Raw genomic sequence first — 21905 nt, 5'->3', positions numbered from 1 at the left:
CCGATTCTTTTATTCATTCCTCTATATCAACAGGCGATTTAATCTGATCTTTGTACAAATCAAAATACAATTGACCATTTGTTCCACGAACACAATATGAAACATCAGCCAATTTCAAACCTCGTCGCTCAATTTCAGTAACGATCCAATCTTTTGTTAAGTGGTTTTGAGTGATGTTTTTATCAACCATTTGACCATCCATAATGAGTTCAATAGGGAAATTTGACTGCGAAGGACTAGATATTCCCAAATCTTTTCTAGTTACAAAACGATATAATGGTTTCTTTAATATAGATAAATGTCCATCAGGTTCAAAAATAGCGAATTCTACCTCATCTATATCAAAGATATCTCTCCTTCTCAGTGCTTGATTGAATGAATCCATTGAAATTCTTAATTTTTCTATGTTTTTTTCAAGAATTTTACCATCTTGTATAACAACAGTAGGCTCTCCATTAAATATTGCTCTAGCTTTTTTATTCTTTAATGAAACCAAAGTAGCAAGGAATAAAAACGTGCAAAGAATGATTAATGCAGTTAGATAGTTACTGAATCTTATTGAAGTATTAAACGCTAAATTACCTGCAATAGAACCTATTGTAATAGAAGTAATATAATCGTGATAAGTCATCTTTGAAATGGTTTGTTTTCCTAGTATGTGAGTAATACAAATAAGTAAAACAAATGCTGAAAGAGTTCGAACTATGACGTCAATTGTTCCAATCATTACCTTCACCTTTAATTTTATTCTTACTATATTTTTACATAAAAGAAATAGATAATACGTAAAAGTAGATTCTTTTGTAAGAAACAATTAAATGTCCATTCCAATTTAAATATGAAAAACCTACACACTTATGCAGGTTTTAATAGTTTTGATTACTATTCATAATATGGTACATGGAAGTTGAAATTAAGGATAGAGAACTATTTAATAAACCGGATGCTGGCTTTGACAAGGTGGAAATCCATTAATATCTTGAATCATATTGAAATCGTACTGTTTTAGAGCAAATTGTGATTGATACATATATTCAATAATTAGAACCTTTGAACCAGATACACCACACAATACTCCTGATGTACCTTGCCCATTTGTTAAAGAAACTCCTACTGGTTGACCTACTAAATATCTTATTTTTTGACTCCAAGGCATTTTGATCACTCACTCCTTTCAAATAAGTATATTTGATTGGAAAAGGAATGGTGCCTTATTCCATGGCGGTAAGGCAAATTATGTTTAGGTTAGCTTTTTCGGGAGGAACCCTTCAGTTTAGGAAAATTTAAAATTTATAGTTTTTTTCAAACTTCAAATCAAATCAACCTTCAATATAATGTAAATATCGACAGAAAGAGGACTATTTAGATAGTAAAAAACCAAATCCCTCAAAGATTTGGTCTAGTTAGTTTTCACTCTATATTAGCTTGCATATATTTGATAAAGTTTTTTGAAACTTGAGTAAGGGGCTTGCTTGCAAGAGAAACAGACCAGAATTCATCACTTATAAAAGTTGGAGTTTTTAAAGGAATGGTCTTAATTTTTCCTAATAAAGTATCAGGATGGTTTTTAAACGTTAGATCACGGACCAGTGTAATCCCTAAATTTTTTTTTACGGCATCTCTAATACTATCGGTATTATTTGTAACGAATAAGATTTTCATATTGTCAAAAATATTGCGACTGTGTTCTATTAAAGAATTACTGTTATATAGAACAAAATTTTCCTGAATCAAGTCTTCTGGCGTAACTTCTTGAAGCTTATTTAAGGGAGATTTGTCACCGACGAGTACGCAGTATTTTGTTGTAGTCATCAGTTCGTATCGTAAATCTTTGTTTTCATTTAGTCTTTTTTCATTTGAAAATAAAAAAGCAATATCAGGTTGAACAGTTGGAATTAGGTCTAGAATCTGTGCAGGATCATATTCATAAACTTGCACATCAATCATTGGAAAATCTTTTTTGAAGTTTATGATTGAGTCATTAATCATATATATTAATCCGGGAACAGTTGCAATTTTTATTTGAGTTTGAAGAGCATTCTTTTGAATTGAAATCTTATCCTCTAAAACTTCAAATTCATCTAAGACTTTTTGTGCCTGTTTAATGACTTCTTTTCCAGCTTCGGTAGGTACTGTTTTCATCTTTAAGCGGAAGAATAGTTTTAAATCTAATTTCTTTTCTAATTCCTTCAAAGCTTGGCTAACAGCTGAGGCAGATATATGTAAGTTTTTAGCTGCTTTTGTAATAGATTCCTCTTTCGATATTTCTACTATATATTTTAAATGCTCGATATTCATTTTGTACCTCCTTTAAGCGGTGTCGAAGTATGAATAATTATACTGTATGTTTTTAAATATATTAAATTATTAAATAGTATTTTAGTACTGGAAATATTGACCATTGGCCTAAAAGAGAATTTGTTATTTCGATATATTTTATTAAGAAGTGTGTAATTAAGTATTCCTTAATAGGTAATAAACAAAAACGCGTTTTACAAGATAAATATAAGTAACTAAAATATAGTGTATACAATAATAAGGTAGGAATCGGTTTTGTTTTCTGAAATTTTTGAATAATGGTATATAGATTAAAAGTGATTGTTTTATAGCCAAATCAAAAATAAAGATGCACATAATTTGTATTCTATAATAATATTTTTAAGTTTATTTTCGGTATTTAAAATTGCATGATAATAATAACTGGGTTCAATTCATAATTTGAACTGAACAAAGAGACAATCATTTTAAAGATAAACTACAAAATCATAACCTCGTGTAGTTAGACAGCATCTTAGTACTTCAATATATTTCATTCCAGTTAACAATAATTAGATGCTGTAAGCCATAGATAAAGTGGTTTATGGCATTTTTGCTTTTCATATAGAGAGAAATTTTAAAAATTAGGTGGGGGTGCAACATGAATGATTTTCTACTTTACGAGTTTAACAAGCTGATGAAGGTAAATAAATGGAATCTTAAAGAGTTAGCAAGAAAAGCAGATATCCATTATAGCGATATGAGTAGAATCTTTAATAATAAAAAACCACTATCATTGCATTACTTGGATGCAATAACTGAGGCTTTTCAACTACCTAAAGGATTCTTTTACAAAGGATATGCGAAACTATGTTTTAATGAGAGAAATTTATTAGATAAAAGGAGAAGTGATGCCTTTATCTATGAATGTGCCAAGAATGGTTTTAAGACGGAATTAAACTTTATTTTATCAGTAATGATTGAGGAAAAATCAAAAGCAATCCGTTCTAAATACTTTCAAAATTTATTCCATATTGCAGAGCAGTTGTTTTTAGAAGGAAAGGAAAAAGAAGCACTACCTTTGTACGAAATAATCATTGAGCACATGCCCAATTCAGGAACTGAAGAAGTAGCAATTAGTTATTTCCGAAAATTTTATATGACTCGTCTAACGAGTGAGGGAAGTTTAGTTTTAGTTCGAATTATTGAGTACATTTCCTATATGCCGCCTAAGTTTCAGGAATTAACAATCTTATGGATTACAGCTACTTACTATATGTTAAAAAATTGGGATGAGGTTTTACATTATGCTAAACGATTAGAAAGAATGGCTAAAATTAAAGAGCATATAGGACGAGCATTAATGTATCAGGCATTTGCACTAACAAGATTAGGTGGCAATTTGGATGATATTTTAAACCTAATTGAAAAATATGAAAAAATTAATACGTATTATGCGGATATTGCTGTTGGAAACCGATTTGTCGCGCACATAGATTTTGGCAATCTACATGTTGTTGATTCATATATTAATTGGCTTTTAAATCGAGATGACTTTTATGTAGGAATTCCAAGAATTATAGAAAGCTATGTTAAGTTAGGTAGACTAGAAGATGCTGAAAACTTTATTGAAAAGTATGAAGATCAAATCGTTGAAATGGGCAACTCAACTGATCTATTTAAACAGCATCTTTATTTAGATTACTGTTATGCACTAGGATTGTTAAAATGTGAAGAAGATAAAATAAACGAAGGTCTTGATGAAATATTAAACGTAGCGTTAAAGGTCAAAAATTCGGAGAGTCATGGGAGATTCCAAAAATGTTTATTAGCAATCTGGCATTATCGAGATTTTTTGAGTGATGAATTAGAAGAAAAATATATACGAATTTTAAGTTGAATTTAATTTCTTAAATTGGCCTCGGTACTAGATGCTCCACGTGAGCTTGTGTTTGAAGCTTGGACGAATGAGGAGCACTTATCAAAGTGGTGGAGACCTAATGGATTTACGTAGACTTTTAAAAAGTTTGAGATGAAACCTGGAGGTATATGGGAGTTTATCATGAACAGTCCTGATGGCGTTGATTTTCCAAACACTAATATCATAGTCGAAGTCGTTCAACTGGAGAGAATCGTCTTCAAACATGATGTGTTTTCTCATTTTCTAGCGACAGCAATCTTTGAAGAGCTTGATGGTAAGACTAAACTTACATATAGTTCACGATTTGAATAAGATGTTACTGTATTTGATAAGGTAAAAACATATGCCGTTCAGGTGCTGAACAGACAATGGATCGTCTTGGGGAACATCTGGCAAGTATGTCTTAAACTAATAAGTGTTTAAAAAACGAATTGATCTCTATAGAGAGTTATTCTGTTTTTTTTTAATAAATATTTACAGACCGCGTAGCAAGGACCATCTCCAACTACTAGTATCCAAGTTGAAGAAGGTATTTTAGATTATATAACGAACTCCCAATAATAAACTTTATAAAGATTGGGTGGTAATTATTATAAAGCAAAATGAAATTTCTAGTAGTGACTATATAATCGAGCAACTTCGAAACGCCGGTTGCGTTTTTGCAGAAGAAGAGGCTCAGCTTCTCATTTCTGAAGCGGATACTTTGGAAGAACTTTTAACAATGGTAAATCTTCGAGTAACTGGCTCACCATTAGAATATATCCTAGGTTGGGCGGATTTTTATGGCAATAGGATTGCAGTGGTCCCAGGTGTCTTTGTTCCCCGACGTCGGACAGAGTTTCTTGCTAAAAATGCTATTGATTTATCTGTACCTGGTGTCAAAGTGGTCGATCTTTGTTGTGGTTCTGGTGCAGTGGGTGTAGCGATTTCGAAGGCAGTGGGGTTCGTTACGTTGTATGCGGTCGATATTGATCCTACTGCAGTTCAGTGTGCCAAGTTCAATGTTTCTAAACTAGGTGGTCTTGTTTATGAAGGGGACCTTTATAATCCACTGCCACCTCATTTACTTGGGAATGTTGATATTATAGTGGCGAACGCACCATATGTTCCAACTGAGGCAATAAAGTCGCTGCCACAGGAGGCACGTCTTTATGAGCCGAAAGTGGCACTTGATGGTGGTATGGATGGAAATGATATTCATCGAAAAGTGGCAGAAAATGCGTCTATTTGGTTAGCTTCAGGCGGGCATTTATTAATAGAAACGAGCAAAAATCAGGCTCCTCAAACAGCTGAAATCTTTACTGAATATGGACTAATAGCTGAATTAAAACACAATATTGAATTGGACGCCACAGTCGTAATTGGTACAAAATCCCCATTATAGATTAAGTAAAAAAACAACCAGAATAGCCCCGTTATGGGTAATTCTGGTTGTTTTTAATAGCAAAGTTTATTTTTTGTTCGACTTTTTTGCTAAATTTTGTAGTTCACTTTGAGGCTCGGTTGAAAATTCAACGTCTTTTCCGTATCCTTGTGGATTAACACTTGGGGCTTTTTGTCCTCTTCCAGATGATTTTTTACTCATGTGCTTCACCTCCAAGGATAGTGTTTCCGAAGACAGTAGATTTATGAGCTAGTACATCTATATAGAAAGATTTTTCTCTTTTTCAAAGTTAGAAGATGTACTATGTTGAGATAATATGCGGTCTAATAACTTTTTTGTAAGTGGCATAAAGAAATTAAGTATTAACCCACCAAAGCAAACGGTTAGGATTGTTCCAATGCCGATTGGCCCATTTGAAATGAATGCTGCTATTAAGAAAATGAGATAAATGAGTGTTTTCGAAAAAAAGATATTTGTTTTAGTTAATTCTTGGAGGATTAATGTTAATCGGTCTACTGGAATCGGTGCAAAGTTTGTGTGTAAATAGGTTGCAGTGCCGAGTCCTGAAATAACTAATCCGATACTATAACAAGCTGTTTTGCTATACCAAATTTCAGGTGTTACTAAATTGTGTAGTAAATAAAGCCACATATCAATACCGATACCCGTAATAAAGGCAGTTACTAATCCTAAAAATTCTGGTCTTTGTCTTTTTATAAAAGAATTTATACATATTAGTAGTAAAGCAATGATGATTTCCCAACTTCCGACAGTCAGCCCCACATTTTTGGATAGCCCTACTAAAAGCGCATCAAAAGGTGAAGTTCCCAGGTTAGATTGTATATTGATTGAAATACCTAAAGTTAATATTAAAATTCCTATTACGTAAAAAGCATATTTCACTATAATTAATCGCTTTATCATTTAGTTATTTCTTTTAGCATTAGAATATGAGGGATCCCGTCTTCTATAAAGACATCAGAGGAAGTTTGATAACCAAGTTTTTTATAAAAACCTTCTGCATGTGTTTGGCCATGCAATTTTACTTTCGAAGTTCCTTGCTCTTCCGCGATTTCTTCTAAAGCTTTAATAATGTTTTTGCCTAGACCAAATTTTCGGAAAGACTCAAGGATACAGATTCTTTCTAATTTACCTACGCCCTCAACAAACCTAATTCTTCCTGTTCCGACTGGTTGTTCATTGTAATGAACTAATATGTGTTCGCAATCTCCATTTAAATTATCATATTGATCAAATTCATCTTCTAGAGGTACTCCTTGTTCTTTCACAAATATATCTTTCCTTATTGCAAATGCTATTTTTAGCTCGTCTTCATTCGTTACTTTTTTTGTATTCATCATTTTTATCAGTCCCTTTTCATTAAATTTTTTTGTTGTTTTATTGCAAATGCAACATAAATAAGTTAAATTCAATATATACCATTTTTATTGCATTTACAACAAAATTAATACTAAGGAGTTCATTATGAAGGAAATTCTTCGTGAAATTGGAATGATCGCAAGGGCACTAGATTCGATCAGTAATATTGAATTTAAAGAGCATGACCTTACAAAAGGGCAGTATTTATATCTAGTGCGAATAGTTGAAAATCCAGGAATCATTCAAGAAAAATTGGCTGAGATGATAAAAGTAGATCGAACTACAGCAGCGCGTGCTATAAAAAAACTTGAAATGAATGGATTTATTGAAAAGAAAGAGGATAAAGGGAACAAAAAAATAAAAAAACTCTTTGCTACAGAAAAAGGGGAAAGTGTTTATCCTTTTATTAAAAGAGAAAACGATTATTCTAATATCGTTGCACTAGAGGGGCTGTCCGAAAGAGAAGTTGAAACCATTTTTAATCTTCTTCAAAAGGTAAGAAAAAATGTAGAAAAAGACTGGGAATTTGTAAAAAAGGGAAATAAGAGAAATTATTAATTAGATAGAGGAGAGACGTATGAATATGACGATTAATATAACAAAATGTAGCTCTAAAGATTCGCACAAACTTCAACAAATCGGTTATGAAACGTTTAATGAGACATTTAAGGATCAAAATACATTAGAAAATATGAATGCTTATTTAGAAAGAGCGTTTAATTTAAATCAAATAGAAGAAGAATTGTTAAATGAATCTTCGCAATTCTTTTTCATTTATTTTAATCAAGCGGTCGCTGGATATTTAAAGGTCAATATAGATGATGCCCAATCTGAAGTAATGGGTGATGAATCACTTGAAATTGAGAGGATTTATATAAAGAAGGAATTTCAAAAACACGGGCTTGGTAAAGTTCTGTTTAATAAGGCCATAGAAATTGCAGATGAACTTAATAAAAAGAAAATCTGGCTAGGCGTATGGGAAAAAAACGAAAATGCTATCGCATTTTATAAAAAAATGGGTTTTGTTCACACTGGGTCGCACTCATTTTATATGGGTGATGAAGAACAAATAGACTTTATCATGATTAAAACACTTGTATAAAAAGTTTTTTTGTTATTGTTCACATGTAAAAAATCTCTCATTTAAAGATTTAAGATAAAGACACAAAGGAGAGAACGATGGAAATTGCGATTAGACAGGTAAATAAGGAAGATGTTTGGGAATTAAGGCATAAAGTTATGTGGCCAGATCAGCCTTTTGATTATATAAAATTGAAAGATGATGATTTAGGGGAACATTATGGCCTTTTTAAAGGATTTACTCTAATTTCAGTCATTTCTATTTTTATAATCAACGGAGAATGTCAGTTCCGTAAATTTGCAACTCTTCAACAAGAACAAGGTAAAGGGTATGGGAGTACACTGTTAGATTACGTTATAAACGAAGTTCAGAATTATAACGTGAGGAAAATTTGGTGTAATGCTAGGAAGAATAAAGTGAATTTTTATAAAAAATTTGGTTTGGAAGAAACCAATACTAGTTTTATCAAAGATGGTAAAGACTACGTTATTATGGAGAATTATTTATAGTAGATATAATATACTTAAAAATGTTGACAATGATATTGATAATCATTATCATTTAATGCATGATAACATTCAATACAAATAACCCCGGTATTGATTAATGCTGTCATAAGACCTTATGTATAATTCCCCACCCCTTTTTCATACGGTTACCAAAAAAGCTTGATTAGTCACCAAGCTTTTTGGTGTTTTTTAAAGTGGAATGAAAAGAGCGGTCAATTTGGATAGTTAATATAAATTGGTAAAGAATAAAATTAACATAATTCAATAATAAAATGGAGTAAGTAAACAACTTGAAAACTTTAATATTTTGTTCAATTATTTTTTTTCCTATTATTATGAATGGATTAGCTAGATTTAATCGAATATTTAACACAATCTTTAATTTGATCGCCATCATTTCTTATGTTGTTTTTGGGGGTATTTCAGCAATATCAATTTATGAAATTATAAAACATGATGTTGTTTTTATGACAAGTATTCATGCTGTATTTCTTAATATTTATTTTTTAATTTCTGGTTCTTACTTAGGGATATACGGCCTATATCTATTGATTAATCTGATGATGAAACAGCTTAATCAAACGAATAAGTAATTTACAAAGAGTGTATCAATGAAAAACACCACAACGCATCATGTCCGTATATCATGCATTGTGGTGTTTTTTATTATGTTTATTTTTCTATTTGCATTTCTTGCTTTGATCCATAATCCTTTTTCGAAAGTTCACCTGGCCAATATGCAAATCTACCTAAAACTGTAGTAATTGCTGGAACTAAAAGTGGACGAACGATGAATGTATCAATTAATACGCCAACACAAGTAACTATACCAAATTGTACTAATACTTGAATTGGTAGTGTTGCTAACACTAGGAATGTACCGGCTAAGATTAATCCAGCAGATGAAATAACAGCCCCAGTTTTTGCGACTCCATTTGAAATTGCTTCGCGATGAGTTTGTTTCTTTTTATTTTTCCATATTTCGGAAACCATGAATATATTGTAATCTTCACCTAATGCTACTAAAAATACAAAGGAATATAAAGGAATCGAACCTTGTATCGCGCTAGCCCCAAATCCGTAGTGAAGAATTAACCAACCAGCACCTAATGCTGAAAGATAAGATAATATGACGGTTAGAATTAAGTAAATCATCGCTGTTAAGGAACGTAAATAAGATAACAGTAATAATGCAATTAATCCAATCATTACCGGAATGATAATGGATTCATCACGCTCAGTTATATTTTTTGTATCTAAATTCGTAACTGTTTCTCCACCAATCCAGTAATGCTTATTTACTTTTTGTATATCATTTTCGTTCAATAGTTTCTTAATTTTCTTTTCTAGTTGAGGTATTCGCTCTAATCCTTTAATCGAATATGGATTATCGACTAAAGAAACTTCATATAATTGTAACTTTTTATTATCTTTACCTGTAATAGGGTCAGAAACATCTTTTACGAATGAAAGTGATTCTAATTCTTTTTTTACAGGAATATTTTTATTTTCTGTATCGACTATTACTTTAACAGGTGCTAATAAACCTGATGAATAATGGTCAGATATTAAATCAAAACCTTCTCTTGAAGGCATATCTTTAGGAAATGATTGAAGTAAATCGTATGTGTATTGTACTCGAGGTACAAATAGAGCTAGCCCTCCTAAGAGTATGATAGAGACTAGAATAATTGTCCAAGGTTTATGAGTAACTAGTTTTCCTATTTTTTGATTAAATGTTACTTTGATTTTTGTTTTCTTAATTGATTTTCCTTTTTTCTTAGCTCTTAATGCTTCCATTTCCTCTGTTCTTGGGATAAAAGGAAAAAATGAAACTCTACCAAATATAGAAAGTAGGGCAGGTAGAATTGTGATCGCAGCAATACCCATAATAAGGACTGCCAAACTAAATGGTACTGCGAAACGATGGAAAGCACCATATTGAGATAATAAGAGTGTACCTAATCCAATAACGACCGTTAAAGCACTCATCGAAATGGCCCCACTAGATTCTTTGATTGCGAGCTGAAGTGCTTTATATTTGTTTTCTTCAACAAGTAAATATTCACGATATCTAGATATTAAAAATAAACAATAATCAGTTCCTGCACCAAATAATAAAACTGTCATAATCGAAACAGCTTGAGAATCCACCGTAATAATACCTTTATCACCTAAAAAACCTAATAATGGGTTTACGATTCCATACGCGAAACCAACGACTATTAACGGGACAATTGCCATAATTGGTGAACGATAGAGAAGGATTAAGAAAACTAATACAAGTGATACAGTTGATAATAAAAGTTTAACATCGGCTTGTGAGAATAAACTTACAGCGTCTGTTTGAATACCAACCGGTCCAGAAAAGCGGACTTTTAGACCAGATTCTGTTAATTTTCGTTTTACTGGGTCATCACCAGTATTATTTTTAATTTGTTTTTCTAGTTTGTTGATATTTTTTTGTAGTACTTTATCATCTGCTTTTTTATCAAAAAGGACAGCCGTAATAATTGTTGTACCATCCTCAGAAGTACTACGTTTAATTGCCTGGATCGGCATTAAATCATAAGACGGTGATGTTAATTGATTTTTTAATGGATTATTTCGAAGTTCTTTATAAACAGTTTGAATGACTTTGTAATCACCTTCATTTAGTCCGTCTTTACGGTTCCAAACAATTAATAAAGGGTTTCCGGAATCATTTGGAAATTCTTTTTTTATTAACTGATCCGCTTTTTGTGACATGGATTGCTTAGGTAAGTTATCTGCAGCATTGTTTTCTACTTCGTTTACAGATGGAAAAGTAAACGATAATACAACCGTTAATAAAACCCACACCAACAATGTTATCCATCTCGTACGTTTACTACTTACAAATTTGCCCCAAGAATGAAAGGGGTGATGTTTCATATGGAATTCACCTCACGTAAAATTTATTATCTTAATTATATATACTGGTTAGTTAATTATTCAAGAACTTTTATTATGATATAATGAAGGAGAATTAAAAGTTTAGGAGAGAAGCTTATGGAACAAATGAAACGGCCTCTTGGAAGACCACCGCAGGATTCAAAAAAAAAGCCTACAAAAACAACAATTGTTGAAAATGCAATCCAATTGTTTCTTCAAAACGGTTATCAATTAGTTTCAATGGATGACGTGGCTAAGAAGTGTGGTGTGACCAAAGCAACGGTTTATTATTATTATCCAACAAAAGCAGATCTCTTTACGGATGCAATGGTTCAAATGATGCTTCGAATAAGTGATCGAATTGCTGAGATTTTATCTACAGATAAATCCTTAAAAGAAAATCTCAACGAAATGGTAAAAGTCCATTTAAGAGCTACTTTTGAAATTGATTTAAAAGCTTTTACGAAAGAAGCGAAAGTCTCTTTATCAGATGAGCAATTACAACAGATGAATAAGGCAGAAGAAATGATGTATAACGTGATCGAAAAAGCAATGACAACGGCAATAGAGAATGGAGAAATACCTGAAGGGAATTCAAAATTCTATACCCAATTGTTTCTTACAATTTTATCAGTTGGAAATTTTAAGGATACAGATCAAAATTCAATTTTTTCTACAATAGATGAAATGGCTGAACAAATCATAGATTTCTTTTGGAATGGAATAATGGGCAATAAATAAAAGAAGATTTACTTTTTGAGTAGATCTTCTTTTTTGCGTGTAAAACATATTCAAAATTGAGATGATGGAAAACTTATACTTACTCCTAAGAAGGCTTATGAGTAAGTAAAATAGCAAGAAAATGAAAAGAACATACTGATAACAGCTTCATGAGTAAATGACTTAGAATAAGAGGTTCGTTTTATTTTTTACAGTAATCATTTAATCTCCATAAAGATAAGCAGGAATTTAACTGAACAGGTTGAATTAAGTACTACAACTGGTAAATAATACAAAAAAATCACATTATTTACGCATCAATTCAACTTTATTATTCAAATAATTTTCTACTAGGCTTTCACTTTGATTCCTTAAAAAAAGTTTAAAAGCAAGGCTTAGGATGAAACAAATTATATACCTAAATTTGCTGTCCAAAAATTTAAACTTTGAGGTGTCTACATTGAAAGATATTTTACTAATTTTATTATTGCAATTGATTTATGTTCCTGTCTTAACATTGAGAACTATTTTCCTAGTAAAAGGATTGAGTGTGTCTGCTGCGCTTTTTGGGTTTTTAGAAGCAATTATTTATGTATTTGGATTATCACTTGTTTTTTCCGGAGACCAAAGTACTGTATCAATGGTTGTTTATGCTGTCGGATTTGGAATCGGTATTCTAATTGGCAGTTACGTAGAAAACCGCTTAGCAATTGGCTACACGACACTAGTAGTTAATTTAACGAACAAAAATAAACTGCTAATTAATCGACTTCGCGAGGAAGGATTCGGAGTGACAGTGTTCCAAGGCGAAGGAAGGGACAGCGAGCGATATCATTTAGATATATTGACAAAACGTAATAGAGAACCCGAACTAATGGATCTTATTGAGCAGTATGAACCAAGTGCCTTTATTATTTCATATGAAGCAAGAAGGTTTAAGGGTGGATTTTTATTAAACGCAATGAAGAAAGCTAAACATAAGAAATCAAACGTATTATAGACATTATATAGTAATTAAAAAAAATCAGAGAAACTGACGTAAAGTTTCTCTGATTTTTTTATTTAATATCATTTAAACGGTGAGTTTGCTGTCAATTAAGGATCTATTTAAACCAAGATAAATGTAAAGATAGATAGAAGAATTGATGTAATGATTATGGCGATTAGAGGGCGTAATGATTTTGTACGTAATTCTTTTAGGTTAATATTTAATCCTAAGCCAGTCATAGACATTGTTAAGATAAATGATGTAAAAGCAGCAATGTCTGACATGAAATTTTTAGATACTGGAACTTCTTTTCCAAGGACGTAGCTCCCTACAAAACTCATAATGACAAATCCAATTAAAAACCATGGAAACTCCAATTTTGCTTCTCCATCTAATTTTCCTTTCTTTTTCATCCAGAATAAAAGGATAAAACAAACTGGAATTAATAGAAAAACACGAGAAAGTTTGGCAAGCAAAGCATGAGCGAGAGCATCTTGACCTGCAGGAGCAGCTGCTAAAGCAACATGAGCAATCTCGTGAAGACTTATTCCAGCCCAAGCGCCATATTCAGTTGGGCTAATCGGTAATAAAGGATAGATTAGCGTATAAATGATGGAAAAAATTGTGCCAACTAATGCTATGATACCAACGGCCATAGCTGTGTCTTCATCTTTAGATTTAATGATTGGAGATACTGCAGCGATTGCAGCGGCGCCACAAATGCCTGTTCCAATACTTAATAATAAGGACAGATTAAAGTCTGCTTTAAGCCATTTTGCTATAAGTAAAAGAACAACAATCGAAAATATAATTGTTCCAGCCCCTTTTAGTAATAAAGGCAAACCGTCATTAAAAATGACAATAATATTTAGTTTTAATCCGTACAGTATGATGGCAAATCTTAAAAGTCTTTTTGAAGAAAATTGAATTCCTACGCGCAACTTTTCAGGATAACCAAAAAATTGTCTATACACTAAAGCAAGTAAAATGGCACATGCAAGTGGTCCAACATGATCGAACCCTGGTAACTTTGCCATCAGAAAACCTAAAACAGCTATGATGAATGTAAAAGCTACTCCGTAGATCATCGATATATTTAACTGTTTAGTTGGCTTTTTTTGTTGCTCTGGTTCTGTATTAATTATTGCTTTTTGTTCCATCTTGTCCATCTCCTCGTGGCGTTCTATGTTATTATCGTATCGAATTATTTATCATAAGGAAAATAAATTATTATTATAGTTATAATAAGGAAATGCGATACATAGAAAAAGAAGAAATAGATTAACTAAAAATAAACAGAGCCTTTTCAAGTTTAGGCTTTGTTTTTTTATTTTAAAGCTATCCAATAAAGTGTGTCTTATTGGGACCTTATTATAATGAACAACGTTCTTAATATTAGTTAGACTTACATACAAATTAAAATCTTTAATTTTATTTCATTTTTATTTATGAGTATACTTAGTGTAGTAATATTTTTAATATTCAAAATAATTAATTTATAAAACGCTTCCAAGTGGTTGAAAGGGGGAATATTCAATTAATGAGTAATAACTTATACGAAATCTTAAATAGAAGCGCAATTAATTTCCCGGATAGTATCGCTTATATGTTTGGTGATCAGTGTGTAACATATGGGGAATTAAACCAGCTTGTAAATCAATTTGCTGCTGGAATGTCTGGACAAGGAATCGGCAAAGGAGATGGAGTTGCCCTTTTATTAGGAAATAGCCCAGAATTTCTCATTGCATACTATGGAATTTTGCGACTAGGTGCATTTGTTGTTCCAATTAATCCTTTGTTTACCCAAGATGAAATCAGCTACATATTGGAAAATAGTCAAGTAAAAGCGGTTATTGCTCATGAATCCGTTGGGCCAACGTTATCAGAACTAAAGAAACAGTTGGTTAATCTTAATTTAGTCATTTATACAGAAGCAGAGAAACAGGAATGGACATGGGAACACCTTATGAAACCGAGTGCAAGTGTAAGTGAAAGTCCATTCGTTGATCAAGAAGATCTAGCAGTTATTCTGTACACTTCGGGTACTACAGGCAAACCAAAGGGTGCAATATTAACACATCGAAATTTGGCATCGAATGCAGATTCTATATCAAAATTGCTTGAAATGGATGAAAACGACCGAGTAGTTGCTGTTCTGCCAATGTTTCATGTTTTCTGTATGACAGTTTGTTTGAATGCATCGATTGCTTGTGGCTCAACAGTTTTAATTCAGCCTAAATTCAGTCCTGTCGATGTAGTCAATAACATCCAAAAAAGAAATGCCACAATATTTGCAGGAGTACCTACGATGTACAATTTTATCAATCAATTACCTGAAGCTTCGTCAGAGCATTTTAAATCCATTCGTATTTGTATTTCAGGTGGTGCTTCGATTCCAGTAGAGCTTCTGCAAAAATTTGAAAGTAAGTTCAACGTACCTATATTAGAGGGTTATGGACTTTCAGAAACTGCGCCACTTGTTGCAATTAATCCGTTAAAAGGAATTAGGAAACCAGGTTCAATCGGTAGAAATATTCCTGCTGTTCAAAGCAAAGTAGTAGATAAATTTGGAGAAGAATTGCCAAGAGGCGAGGTTGGAGAATTAGTTGTACAAGGGCCAAATGTAATGAAGGGATATTTAGGGATGCTAGAAGCTACATTGGCCACTTTTAAAGACGGGTGGTTTTACACTGGTGATCTTGCAACAATGGACGAAGATGGATACATCTACATTGTTGACCGAAAGAAGGACATGATTATTGTTGGAGGATACAATATTTATCCTCGTGAAGTGGAAGAAGTACTATATCAACATCCCGCAGTTTTAGAGGCAGCAGTAATTGGCGTACCTAATAAAGAATACGGAGAAAGTGTAAAAGCATACGTCGTAGTTAGAGATGAACTGTTCACAGAGAACGATATGATTCAATTTTGTAAAGATAAGCTAGTTAAATACAAGGTTCCTAAATATGTAGAATTTTGTAAAGAACTACCAAAGAATTCAACAGGGAAGATTTTGCGAAGAGAGTTAAGAGAATTGACTGAAGTAAAGTAAACAAATAAATCATTCATAAAGGGAGGATTCATTATGTCAACAATTTTAAAGGAAAAGGTTAAAGGGTCAGTAGCTTGGAAAGGAACAGACCTAGCAAAGGATGAATCTTGGATTTATTACTTATCTGAGGAAGCAATTGTTGAGCTTGAAAATGCACTAGCCCATGTTAAACAAAAGGGGTTAAAAGCACCCGATTTTAACAAAGAAGACTTCCAAGTTCCAAATCTTTTAAATGAAATTGATTACTTTGTTGAAGAACTTGAGAATGGAAGAGGATTTCTATTAATTCGAGGTTTACCGATTGAAAGATATACAGATGAAGAAGCAAGCATCATTTATTGGGGTCTTGGCCTTCATATGGGTACTCCAGTATCACAAAATGCTAATGGTGAACTTTTAGGGCACGTTAGAGATCAAGGTCTTAGTTTAGAAAATTCAAACGTTCGCGGTTACCAAACGAAACTGCATCTTCCTTTTCACGCTGATGGTTCTGATGTAGTAGGTTTATTAAGTCTACGAAAAGGGAAAACAGGGGGAGAAAGTAGCATTATAAGCTCGATGGCAGTTTACAATGAGATTCTAGAGAAGAACCCTGAATATTTAGGAATACTTTGTCGTCCGTTTAACTTTGATCGCCGTGGAGAAGAAGGGCCAGGAGAATCGCCAATATTTACATCACCAATTTTTAGTTACTATGATGGAAAACTAAGTTGCCGATATGTTCGTTTATTTATCGAATCAGCGCAAGCGAAAACGGGTATCGAGTTATCAAAAGTTGAAATCGAAGCATTAGATTTACTGGACTCTCTACTTCATGATGAAAATTTACATTTCAATATGATGCTGGAGCCAGGCGATATGCAATTTGTAAATAATTATACGGTTCTTCATTCACGAACTCAATACGAGGATTACGAAGAACTAGATCAAAAACGTCATTTATTAAGATTATGGCTCACGATGCCTAATGGCCGTGAAATTTCTCCGGATTTCGCAATGTTTTTTGACGAAAATACTGGAAAACCGGGTCGTGGCGGTGTACCTGCTCGTAATAAAACTGCGGGTGGAATAGTTGAAACTTTAAAGTAATTTTACTTCTGTAAGAATGAGTGTGAACACCATTTCTTTTTTTAGAAAAGGTGTTCCTTAAATAGTGAAAAGTGAGGGATATACTTATATGCCAAGAACTCCAAAGTACGCCTGGGTTATCTTATTATTTCTAGTTCTTACCGGTATGATCAACCAAGTCGATAAAATTATCATTGGTTTGGTTTCTGTTCCCTTAATGAAAGAATTACATTTAAGTCCAACAAAATGGGGAGTTGTAGGAAGTTCATTTTTTTGGTTTTTTACATTTTCCTCAATGATACTCGGAGGAATGGCTGATTCGAAAAATACGAAAAAAATGTTGTCATGGCTGTCATTAGTTTGGCTAATTGTTCAGTTTGCAACTCCTTTTGCTTCTAGCTTAACTTTGCTTTTGATAACAAGAATGTTTTTAGGATTGGGCGAAGGACCAGCCCCAGCTCTTTCTACGGCAATCATGGGAAAATGGTTCCCAAAACATAGGCATGGTATAGGTTTTGGTGCGGTTCTTTTAGGAACGACCGGGGGTTCGGCAATTGCTTCTCCATTATTAATATCATTAATTGATAAACATGGATGGAAATCGGCATTTTTAGTGATGGGTGTTCTTGGACTGAGTGTGTTAGTTTTGTGGTTAATTTTCGGTAAAGAGAACCCAACAGAAATTGGACTATCAGCTATTCATCAATCAAAGAGCCAGTCTTCTAGCATTCCTAAGGTTTCAATGCGACAGTTTTTTCCACACCTATTTTCTAAAAGCTTTCTATTAACTGTTATGTGCGGTGGTTGTGCATATTGGTTATTATCCATTCAGGCAGTGTGGTTCCCGTCTTACTTTACAAAAATTCAACAGTTTGACCCTCAGACTTTAAAACTAGCGGTATCATTGCCTTTTCTTTTTGCAGCTTTTTGCCAAATTGGATTTTCTATGCTATCTGATCGTCTTTACCGCAAAACAGGCAATATTCGTAAAGCCCGTATTAATCTTGCGGGTCTCATGATGATGTTATCTGCTATTTGTCTATATCTAGCGATAACCGTGAATTCAGTTACTATGTCTATTGTTTTCTTTACACTAGCACCTGGTTTTGCGTATGTAATTCTTTCACTTGCTCCAGCTATATTGATGGAGTTCTTTTCTCCCGAGAACATTGGAAAAGCCCAGGGAGCATTCATTGCATTTGCAAGTATATCTAGTATTATTGCTCCACTAGTCTTCGGATACTTTATCCAACATTCGCTAACCCAAGCAATTGGTTATAATTACGCATTTGGCTTTTCTTCATTAGGAATGTTAATTATAGGAATCGTATTTTGGCTTGGTGTACATCCCGCAAATCAAAGAAACGCAATAAATGAGTCGGGGGAGCAAATGAGTAGTATGAGTTACAAATAAACGTTTTAACTATTTGACTATTAAATTAGTAATCTTCATTTTCGAAGGAGGAGTTTTAATGTCAACCATTTTAAATGAAAAAATTCAAGGGCGATCTGCGTGGAAAGGTATTGATCTAGCTAAAGATGAATCATGGATTTATTTTTTAACTGACACGACTATTGCTGTGCTTGAGAAGGCCGCATTATGTGTTCAACAAAGGGGTTTAAAAGCACCTGATTTTAAAAAGGAAGATTTTCCAATTCCTGATCTAGCTGACGAAATAAAGTACTTTGTTGACGAATTAGAGAATGGAAGAGGTTTTCTTTTAATACGTGGATTGCCAATGGAGCGATATTCCGATGAAGAAGCAAGTATCATTTACTGGGGGCTTGGACTCCATTTGGGACTGCCAATCATTCAAAGTAAAAATGGTGAACTCCTAGGTCATATTAAAAATGTAGGCAAGGACTTTAATGATAATACAAAAGTACGTGGTTACCAAACGAATGTACATCTTGATTATCATACGGATCTTGCTGATGTGGTTGGATTACTATGTCTTCGTAAAGCTAAATCTGGTGGTTTAAGTAGTATCGCAAGTGCAATGTCGATCTATAATGAAATTCTGGAAAAACACCCAGAATATCTTGAAATTCTCTATCGTTCATTTGCCCATGACCTTCGTGGAGAGGAAACGCCAGGTCAATCACCTGTCGTTCAATCACCAATCTTTAGCTATTTCGGTGGTAAATTAAGCTGCAGATATATTCGCCAGTATGTTCAATCAGCACAAACGAAAACAGGTATCTTTTTGACAGAAGAGGAAATTGAAGCATTTGATTTTATTGATTCTCTTACTCATGATAAAAACTTCCATATCGATATGATGATGGAACCAGGTGACATGCAATTCGTTAATAATTATACTGTTTTCCATTCACGTACTCATTTTGAAGATTTCGAGGAAGAGGATAAAAAACGTCATTTATTAAGATTATGGCTAATGATGCCAAATGGTCGTAAAATTGCTCCAGGTTTTGAGTTTTATATTGGTGGTGCACCTATAAATAGCTAAAGAACTAGTGGAAAATAAGCTTATAAGTAATTGGTGATTTTATTCAAGGAAAAACGTGAATAAGATCACCATTTATCATTTAGATTGACTAATTGTCTAGATAAAAGTTTAGGTAATGAAAATTAAAACGAGAGAGGCTGATATTGTTTGGCAAAATTAGATCGGCAGGCAGAGAAGTTTTTAAGTGCACTAAAACAGATGCCACCAATTCATGAACTGGAACCCAAAATTGTAAGAGAAATGCTATCAAAGTCACCACGACCCCTTGTAAATTTAGAAGGATTATCAAAAGTAGAGGACTTTATGATTCCAGTAAGTAGTCATGAAGAAATTAATTGCCGAGTTTACATGCCAGAAGGTCAGGGGCCCTTTCCAATATTCATATACTACCATGGTGGTGGATGGGTTCTCGGGGATATTGAATCAACGGACGCAAGCTGTCGCTTAATTGCTAATAGAACAAAGAGCATTGTTGTATCAGTAAATTATCGCCTTGCACCAGAATATAAGTTTCCAACAGCAGTGGAAGATGCATTTTCTGCTTTGGAGTGGGTTTATGAAAATGGTATTTCCTTTAATGGGGATGTCTCTAGATTGATCGTTGGTGGAGATAGTGTAGGGGGAAATCTTGCTACAGTCGTTACAATGATTGCAAGAGACAGAAAGGGTCCTAGCATTTCTGGACAAGTTTTAATCTATCCCCCAACAAATCTTGAGTTTAATACAGAATCACATCAAATGTTTGCAAAAGGATTTGGTTTAGATCGAGAACAGCTAATTTGGTTCCGAACTCATTATTTAAGAAATGAAGAGGACAAGTCGGATGAGTACGCTTCTCCGTTAATAGCAAAAGATTTAAGTGGTCTTCCGCAAGCATTAATTATTACAGCGGAAAATGATGTACTACGGGATGAAGGGGTAGCCTATGCCAATCGGTTGAAAAAGTTTGGAGTACAAGTTGAATATGCATGTGAACCTGGAATGATCCACGGCTATTTTGCACATATGGCAATTTTTTCGAAAAATATTGAATCGACAGTTTCTAAGATTGATAAATTTATACGCTCTGCCTTTGACAAACGCTTACAATCAGTCTGATAATCAAGTTTTTTGGAATTTGTCTACACACTTAAAGAGCCTCAAAAATAGTGAGGCTCTATTACTTTGAACTATTAACTCAAATAAGTATATTAGAAATAAACGGTATTTCCGATACCACCAGTTACCGGTATTACTTCTCCAGTAATTGATGCTGATAAAGGTGATGCTAGGAACGTAACGACGTAAGCAATCTCCTCTGGAGTAATCAGGCGACCTAGAGAATTTAGTGATTTAACTTGTTGAATTGCTTCCTCATTCGTTACTTTGTCTCTAAAAGTTTCGGTATCAACAATTCCAGGATAAATTGCATTGACGTTAATTCCATGCTTTCCTAATTCCATTGATGCGGATTTTGTTAAATGAACGACAGATGCGTTACGAGGACCAGAGCTAAAGTAATTACCGCCAATCCTAGCAGCTAGTCCACTAATATTGATAATTCGTCCCCAGTTGTTTTCAATCATATATGGTGCAACGGCTCTAATACTTCGAAAATAACCCATATATTTTTCTTCAAAATCCTTTATAATAAGTTCTTCTTTAATACTATTAAAGTCCTCAGGCTCATGTCCACCAACACGGGCTCCACTATTAATTAGGATATCTATACTTCCCATTACTGCTGCTGATTTTTCTACTAGATTTAAGATGGAGTCTGGATCGGTAGTGTCAGCTACGATTGGATAAATATTTCGATTAGTTTCTTTTGCTAGTTCCTCTGCAGTCATCTTTAGCGTGGATTCATTTCTTGAACAAATCGTACAATCTACACCTTCAAGAGCTAGTTGGCGGGCAACAGCTTTACCAATACCTCGACTACCTCCAACAATAAGTGCTTTTTTTCCTGCTAATTTTAAATCCATTGTTCAGCCTCCGTTTCGATTCGATCGTACTATAAAAAATTGAATGATATAGTATTTACACATTACTATCCTAATTCTACATATAAATAGTATTTATATAAAATTAAAGATTTTAATTTGTAATTCAGTTGTGCTAATATATTGTGGTGGTAAAATCCTATATGCAAAATGGAACATATTGCATATATTAGTAGT

Annotated in this window: 22 protein-coding genes and 1 pseudogene; 14 read left to right on the top strand and 9 right to left on the bottom strand. The window is 33.3% G+C overall.

The genetic code is table 11. From position 1 onward, the window contains the following. Window positions 1–13: 13 nt before the first annotated feature. The 3 genes from AN960_RS05140 to AN960_RS05130 all read right to left on the bottom strand — a co-directional run bounded on the left by AN960_RS05140 (window position 14) and on the right by AN960_RS05130 (window position 2298). Complete coding sequence (locus AN960_RS05140) at window positions 14–727, bottom strand: DUF421 domain-containing protein (RefSeq protein WP_056467817.1); 714 nt, start codon at window positions 725–727, stop codon at window positions 14–16. Window positions 728–931: 204 nt separating this feature from the next. Next, on the bottom strand, window positions 932–1156 hold the full coding sequence (locus tag AN960_RS05135) for a hypothetical protein (RefSeq protein ID WP_056467814.1): 225 nt from the start codon (window positions 1154–1156) through the stop codon (window positions 932–934). Window positions 1157–1410: 254 nt separating this feature from the next. After that, a complete protein-coding gene (locus AN960_RS05130; protein ID WP_056467811.1) occupies window positions 1411–2298 on the bottom strand; it encodes a LysR family transcriptional regulator in 888 nt (295 codons plus the stop codon). A 619-nt stretch (window positions 2299–2917) separates the two neighbouring features. On the opposite strand from AN960_RS05130, the gene AN960_RS05125 reads away from it, so the two are divergent. The 3 genes and pseudogenes from AN960_RS05125 to AN960_RS05115 all read left to right on the top strand — a co-directional run bounded on the left by AN960_RS05125 (window position 2918) and on the right by AN960_RS05115 (window position 5561). Then, complete coding sequence (locus AN960_RS05125) at window positions 2918–4156, top strand: helix-turn-helix domain-containing protein (RefSeq protein ID WP_056467810.1); 1239 nt, start codon at window positions 2918–2920, stop codon at window positions 4154–4156. A 15-nt stretch (window positions 4157–4171) separates the two neighbouring features. Continuing rightward, window positions 4172–4584: pseudogene (locus AN960_RS05120) on the top strand (SRPBCC family protein). Window positions 4585–4784: 200 nt separating this feature from the next. After that, window positions 4785–5561, top strand: a complete 777-nt coding sequence (locus AN960_RS05115; RefSeq protein ID WP_056467897.1) for a putative protein N(5)-glutamine methyltransferase — start codon at window positions 4785–4787, stop codon at window positions 5559–5561. 66 nt (window positions 5562–5627) lie between these two features. Here AN960_RS05115 and AN960_RS05110 read toward each other — a convergent pair whose 3' ends face one another. The 3 genes from AN960_RS05110 to AN960_RS05100 are packed head-to-tail and all read right to left on the bottom strand — an operon-like array spanning window position 5628 to window position 6919. Beyond that, the gene (locus AN960_RS05110) at window positions 5628–5762 is read right to left on the bottom strand and encodes a hypothetical protein (RefSeq protein WP_056467807.1); all 135 of its coding nucleotides are present in this window, start codon (window positions 5760–5762) and stop codon (window positions 5628–5630) included. A 57-nt stretch (window positions 5763–5819) separates the two neighbouring features. Then, a complete protein-coding gene (locus AN960_RS05105; RefSeq protein ID WP_056467896.1) occupies window positions 5820–6464 on the bottom strand; it encodes a YczE/YyaS/YitT family protein in 645 nt (214 codons plus the stop codon). 17 nt (window positions 6465–6481) lie between these two features. Then, on the bottom strand, window positions 6482–6919 hold the full coding sequence (locus AN960_RS05100) for a GNAT family N-acetyltransferase (protein ID WP_056467892.1): 438 nt from the start codon (window positions 6917–6919) through the stop codon (window positions 6482–6484). Between the two features lie 127 nt (window positions 6920–7046). Between AN960_RS05100 and AN960_RS05095 the strand changes: the two genes are divergently transcribed. From AN960_RS05095 to AN960_RS05080, 4 genes are all read left to right on the top strand, one after another. Continuing rightward, window positions 7047–7499, top strand: coding sequence for a MarR family winged helix-turn-helix transcriptional regulator (locus tag AN960_RS05095; RefSeq protein WP_056467804.1), 453 nt, complete (start codon window positions 7047–7049; stop codon window positions 7497–7499). Between the two features lie 25 nt (window positions 7500–7524). Continuing rightward, window positions 7525–8043 carry a spermidine/spermine N(1)-acetyltransferase gene (gene paiA, locus AN960_RS05090; protein WP_056467886.1) on the top strand — a complete coding sequence of 173 codons (519 nt, stop codon included), beginning with the start codon at window positions 7525–7527 and terminating at the stop codon, window positions 8041–8043. Between the two features lie 77 nt (window positions 8044–8120). After that, the gene (locus tag AN960_RS05085; RefSeq protein WP_429898946.1) at window positions 8121–8531 is read left to right on the top strand and encodes a GNAT family N-acetyltransferase; all 411 of its coding nucleotides are present in this window, start codon (window positions 8121–8123) and stop codon (window positions 8529–8531) included. Window positions 8532–8821: 290 nt separating this feature from the next. Next, window positions 8822–9124, top strand: a complete 303-nt coding sequence (locus AN960_RS05080; RefSeq protein WP_056467802.1) for a hypothetical protein — start codon at window positions 8822–8824, stop codon at window positions 9122–9124. Window positions 9125–9203: 79 nt separating this feature from the next. Here AN960_RS05080 and AN960_RS05075 read toward each other — a convergent pair whose 3' ends face one another. Then, window positions 9204–11444, bottom strand: coding sequence for an MMPL family transporter (locus AN960_RS05075; RefSeq protein WP_056467800.1), 2241 nt, complete (start codon window positions 11442–11444; stop codon window positions 9204–9206). 117 nt (window positions 11445–11561) lie between these two features. Here AN960_RS05075 and AN960_RS05070 point away from each other — a divergent pair, with 117 nt between their 5' ends. Both AN960_RS05070 and AN960_RS05065 read left to right on the top strand, forming a co-directional pair. Beyond that, window positions 11562–12185, top strand: a complete 624-nt coding sequence (locus AN960_RS05070; RefSeq protein ID WP_056467796.1) for a TetR/AcrR family transcriptional regulator — start codon at window positions 11562–11564, stop codon at window positions 12183–12185. 439 nt (window positions 12186–12624) lie between these two features. After that, on the top strand, window positions 12625–13164 hold the full coding sequence (locus AN960_RS05065) for a DUF2179 domain-containing protein (protein WP_056467793.1): 540 nt from the start codon (window positions 12625–12627) through the stop codon (window positions 13162–13164). A gap of 107 nt (window positions 13165–13271) precedes the next feature. Here the strand turns inward: AN960_RS05065 and AN960_RS05060 are convergent, their stop codons facing one another. Continuing rightward, window positions 13272–14240 carry a putative sulfate exporter family transporter gene (locus AN960_RS05060; protein WP_216600066.1) on the bottom strand — a complete coding sequence of 323 codons (969 nt, stop codon included), beginning with the start codon at window positions 14238–14240 and terminating at the stop codon, window positions 13272–13274. 452 nt (window positions 14241–14692) lie between these two features. Between AN960_RS05060 and AN960_RS05055 the strand changes: the two genes are divergently transcribed. The 5 genes from AN960_RS05055 to lipP1 all read left to right on the top strand — a co-directional run bounded on the left by AN960_RS05055 (window position 14693) and on the right by lipP1 (window position 20844). After that, a complete protein-coding gene (locus tag AN960_RS05055) occupies window positions 14693–16207 on the top strand; it encodes a long-chain-fatty-acid--CoA ligase (protein WP_056467788.1) in 1515 nt (504 codons plus the stop codon). A 33-nt stretch (window positions 16208–16240) separates the two neighbouring features. Beyond that, the gene (locus tag AN960_RS05050; protein WP_056467785.1) at window positions 16241–17296 is read left to right on the top strand and encodes a TauD/TfdA family dioxygenase; all 1056 of its coding nucleotides are present in this window, start codon (window positions 16241–16243) and stop codon (window positions 17294–17296) included. A 64-nt stretch (window positions 17297–17360) separates the two neighbouring features. Further along, window positions 17361–18689, top strand: a complete 1329-nt coding sequence (locus tag AN960_RS05045; protein ID WP_286131592.1) for an MFS transporter — start codon at window positions 17361–17363, stop codon at window positions 18687–18689. Between the two features lie 58 nt (window positions 18690–18747). Next, window positions 18748–19746: a TauD/TfdA family dioxygenase gene (locus AN960_RS05040; RefSeq protein WP_056467782.1), complete on the top strand. Its 999-nt coding sequence runs from the start codon at window positions 18748–18750 to the stop codon at window positions 19744–19746. 147 nt (window positions 19747–19893) lie between these two features. Next, window positions 19894–20844: a LipP1 family hormone-sensitive lipase gene (lipP1, locus tag AN960_RS05035; RefSeq protein WP_156339622.1), complete on the top strand. Its 951-nt coding sequence runs from the start codon at window positions 19894–19896 to the stop codon at window positions 20842–20844. Between the two features lie 92 nt (window positions 20845–20936). Here the strand turns inward: lipP1 and AN960_RS05030 are convergent, their stop codons facing one another. Beyond that, complete coding sequence (locus tag AN960_RS05030; protein ID WP_056467779.1) at window positions 20937–21710, bottom strand: SDR family NAD(P)-dependent oxidoreductase; 774 nt, start codon at window positions 21708–21710, stop codon at window positions 20937–20939. Window positions 21711–21905: the final 195 nt, after the last annotated feature.

This window comes from Bacillus sp. FJAT-25509 (assembly GCF_001420605.1).
GTDB lineage: Bacteria > Bacillota > Bacilli > Bacillales > Bacillaceae_G > Gottfriedia.
Note: the sequence above shows the minus strand (reverse complement) of the source record. Positions and strands in the feature narration are given on the sequence as shown.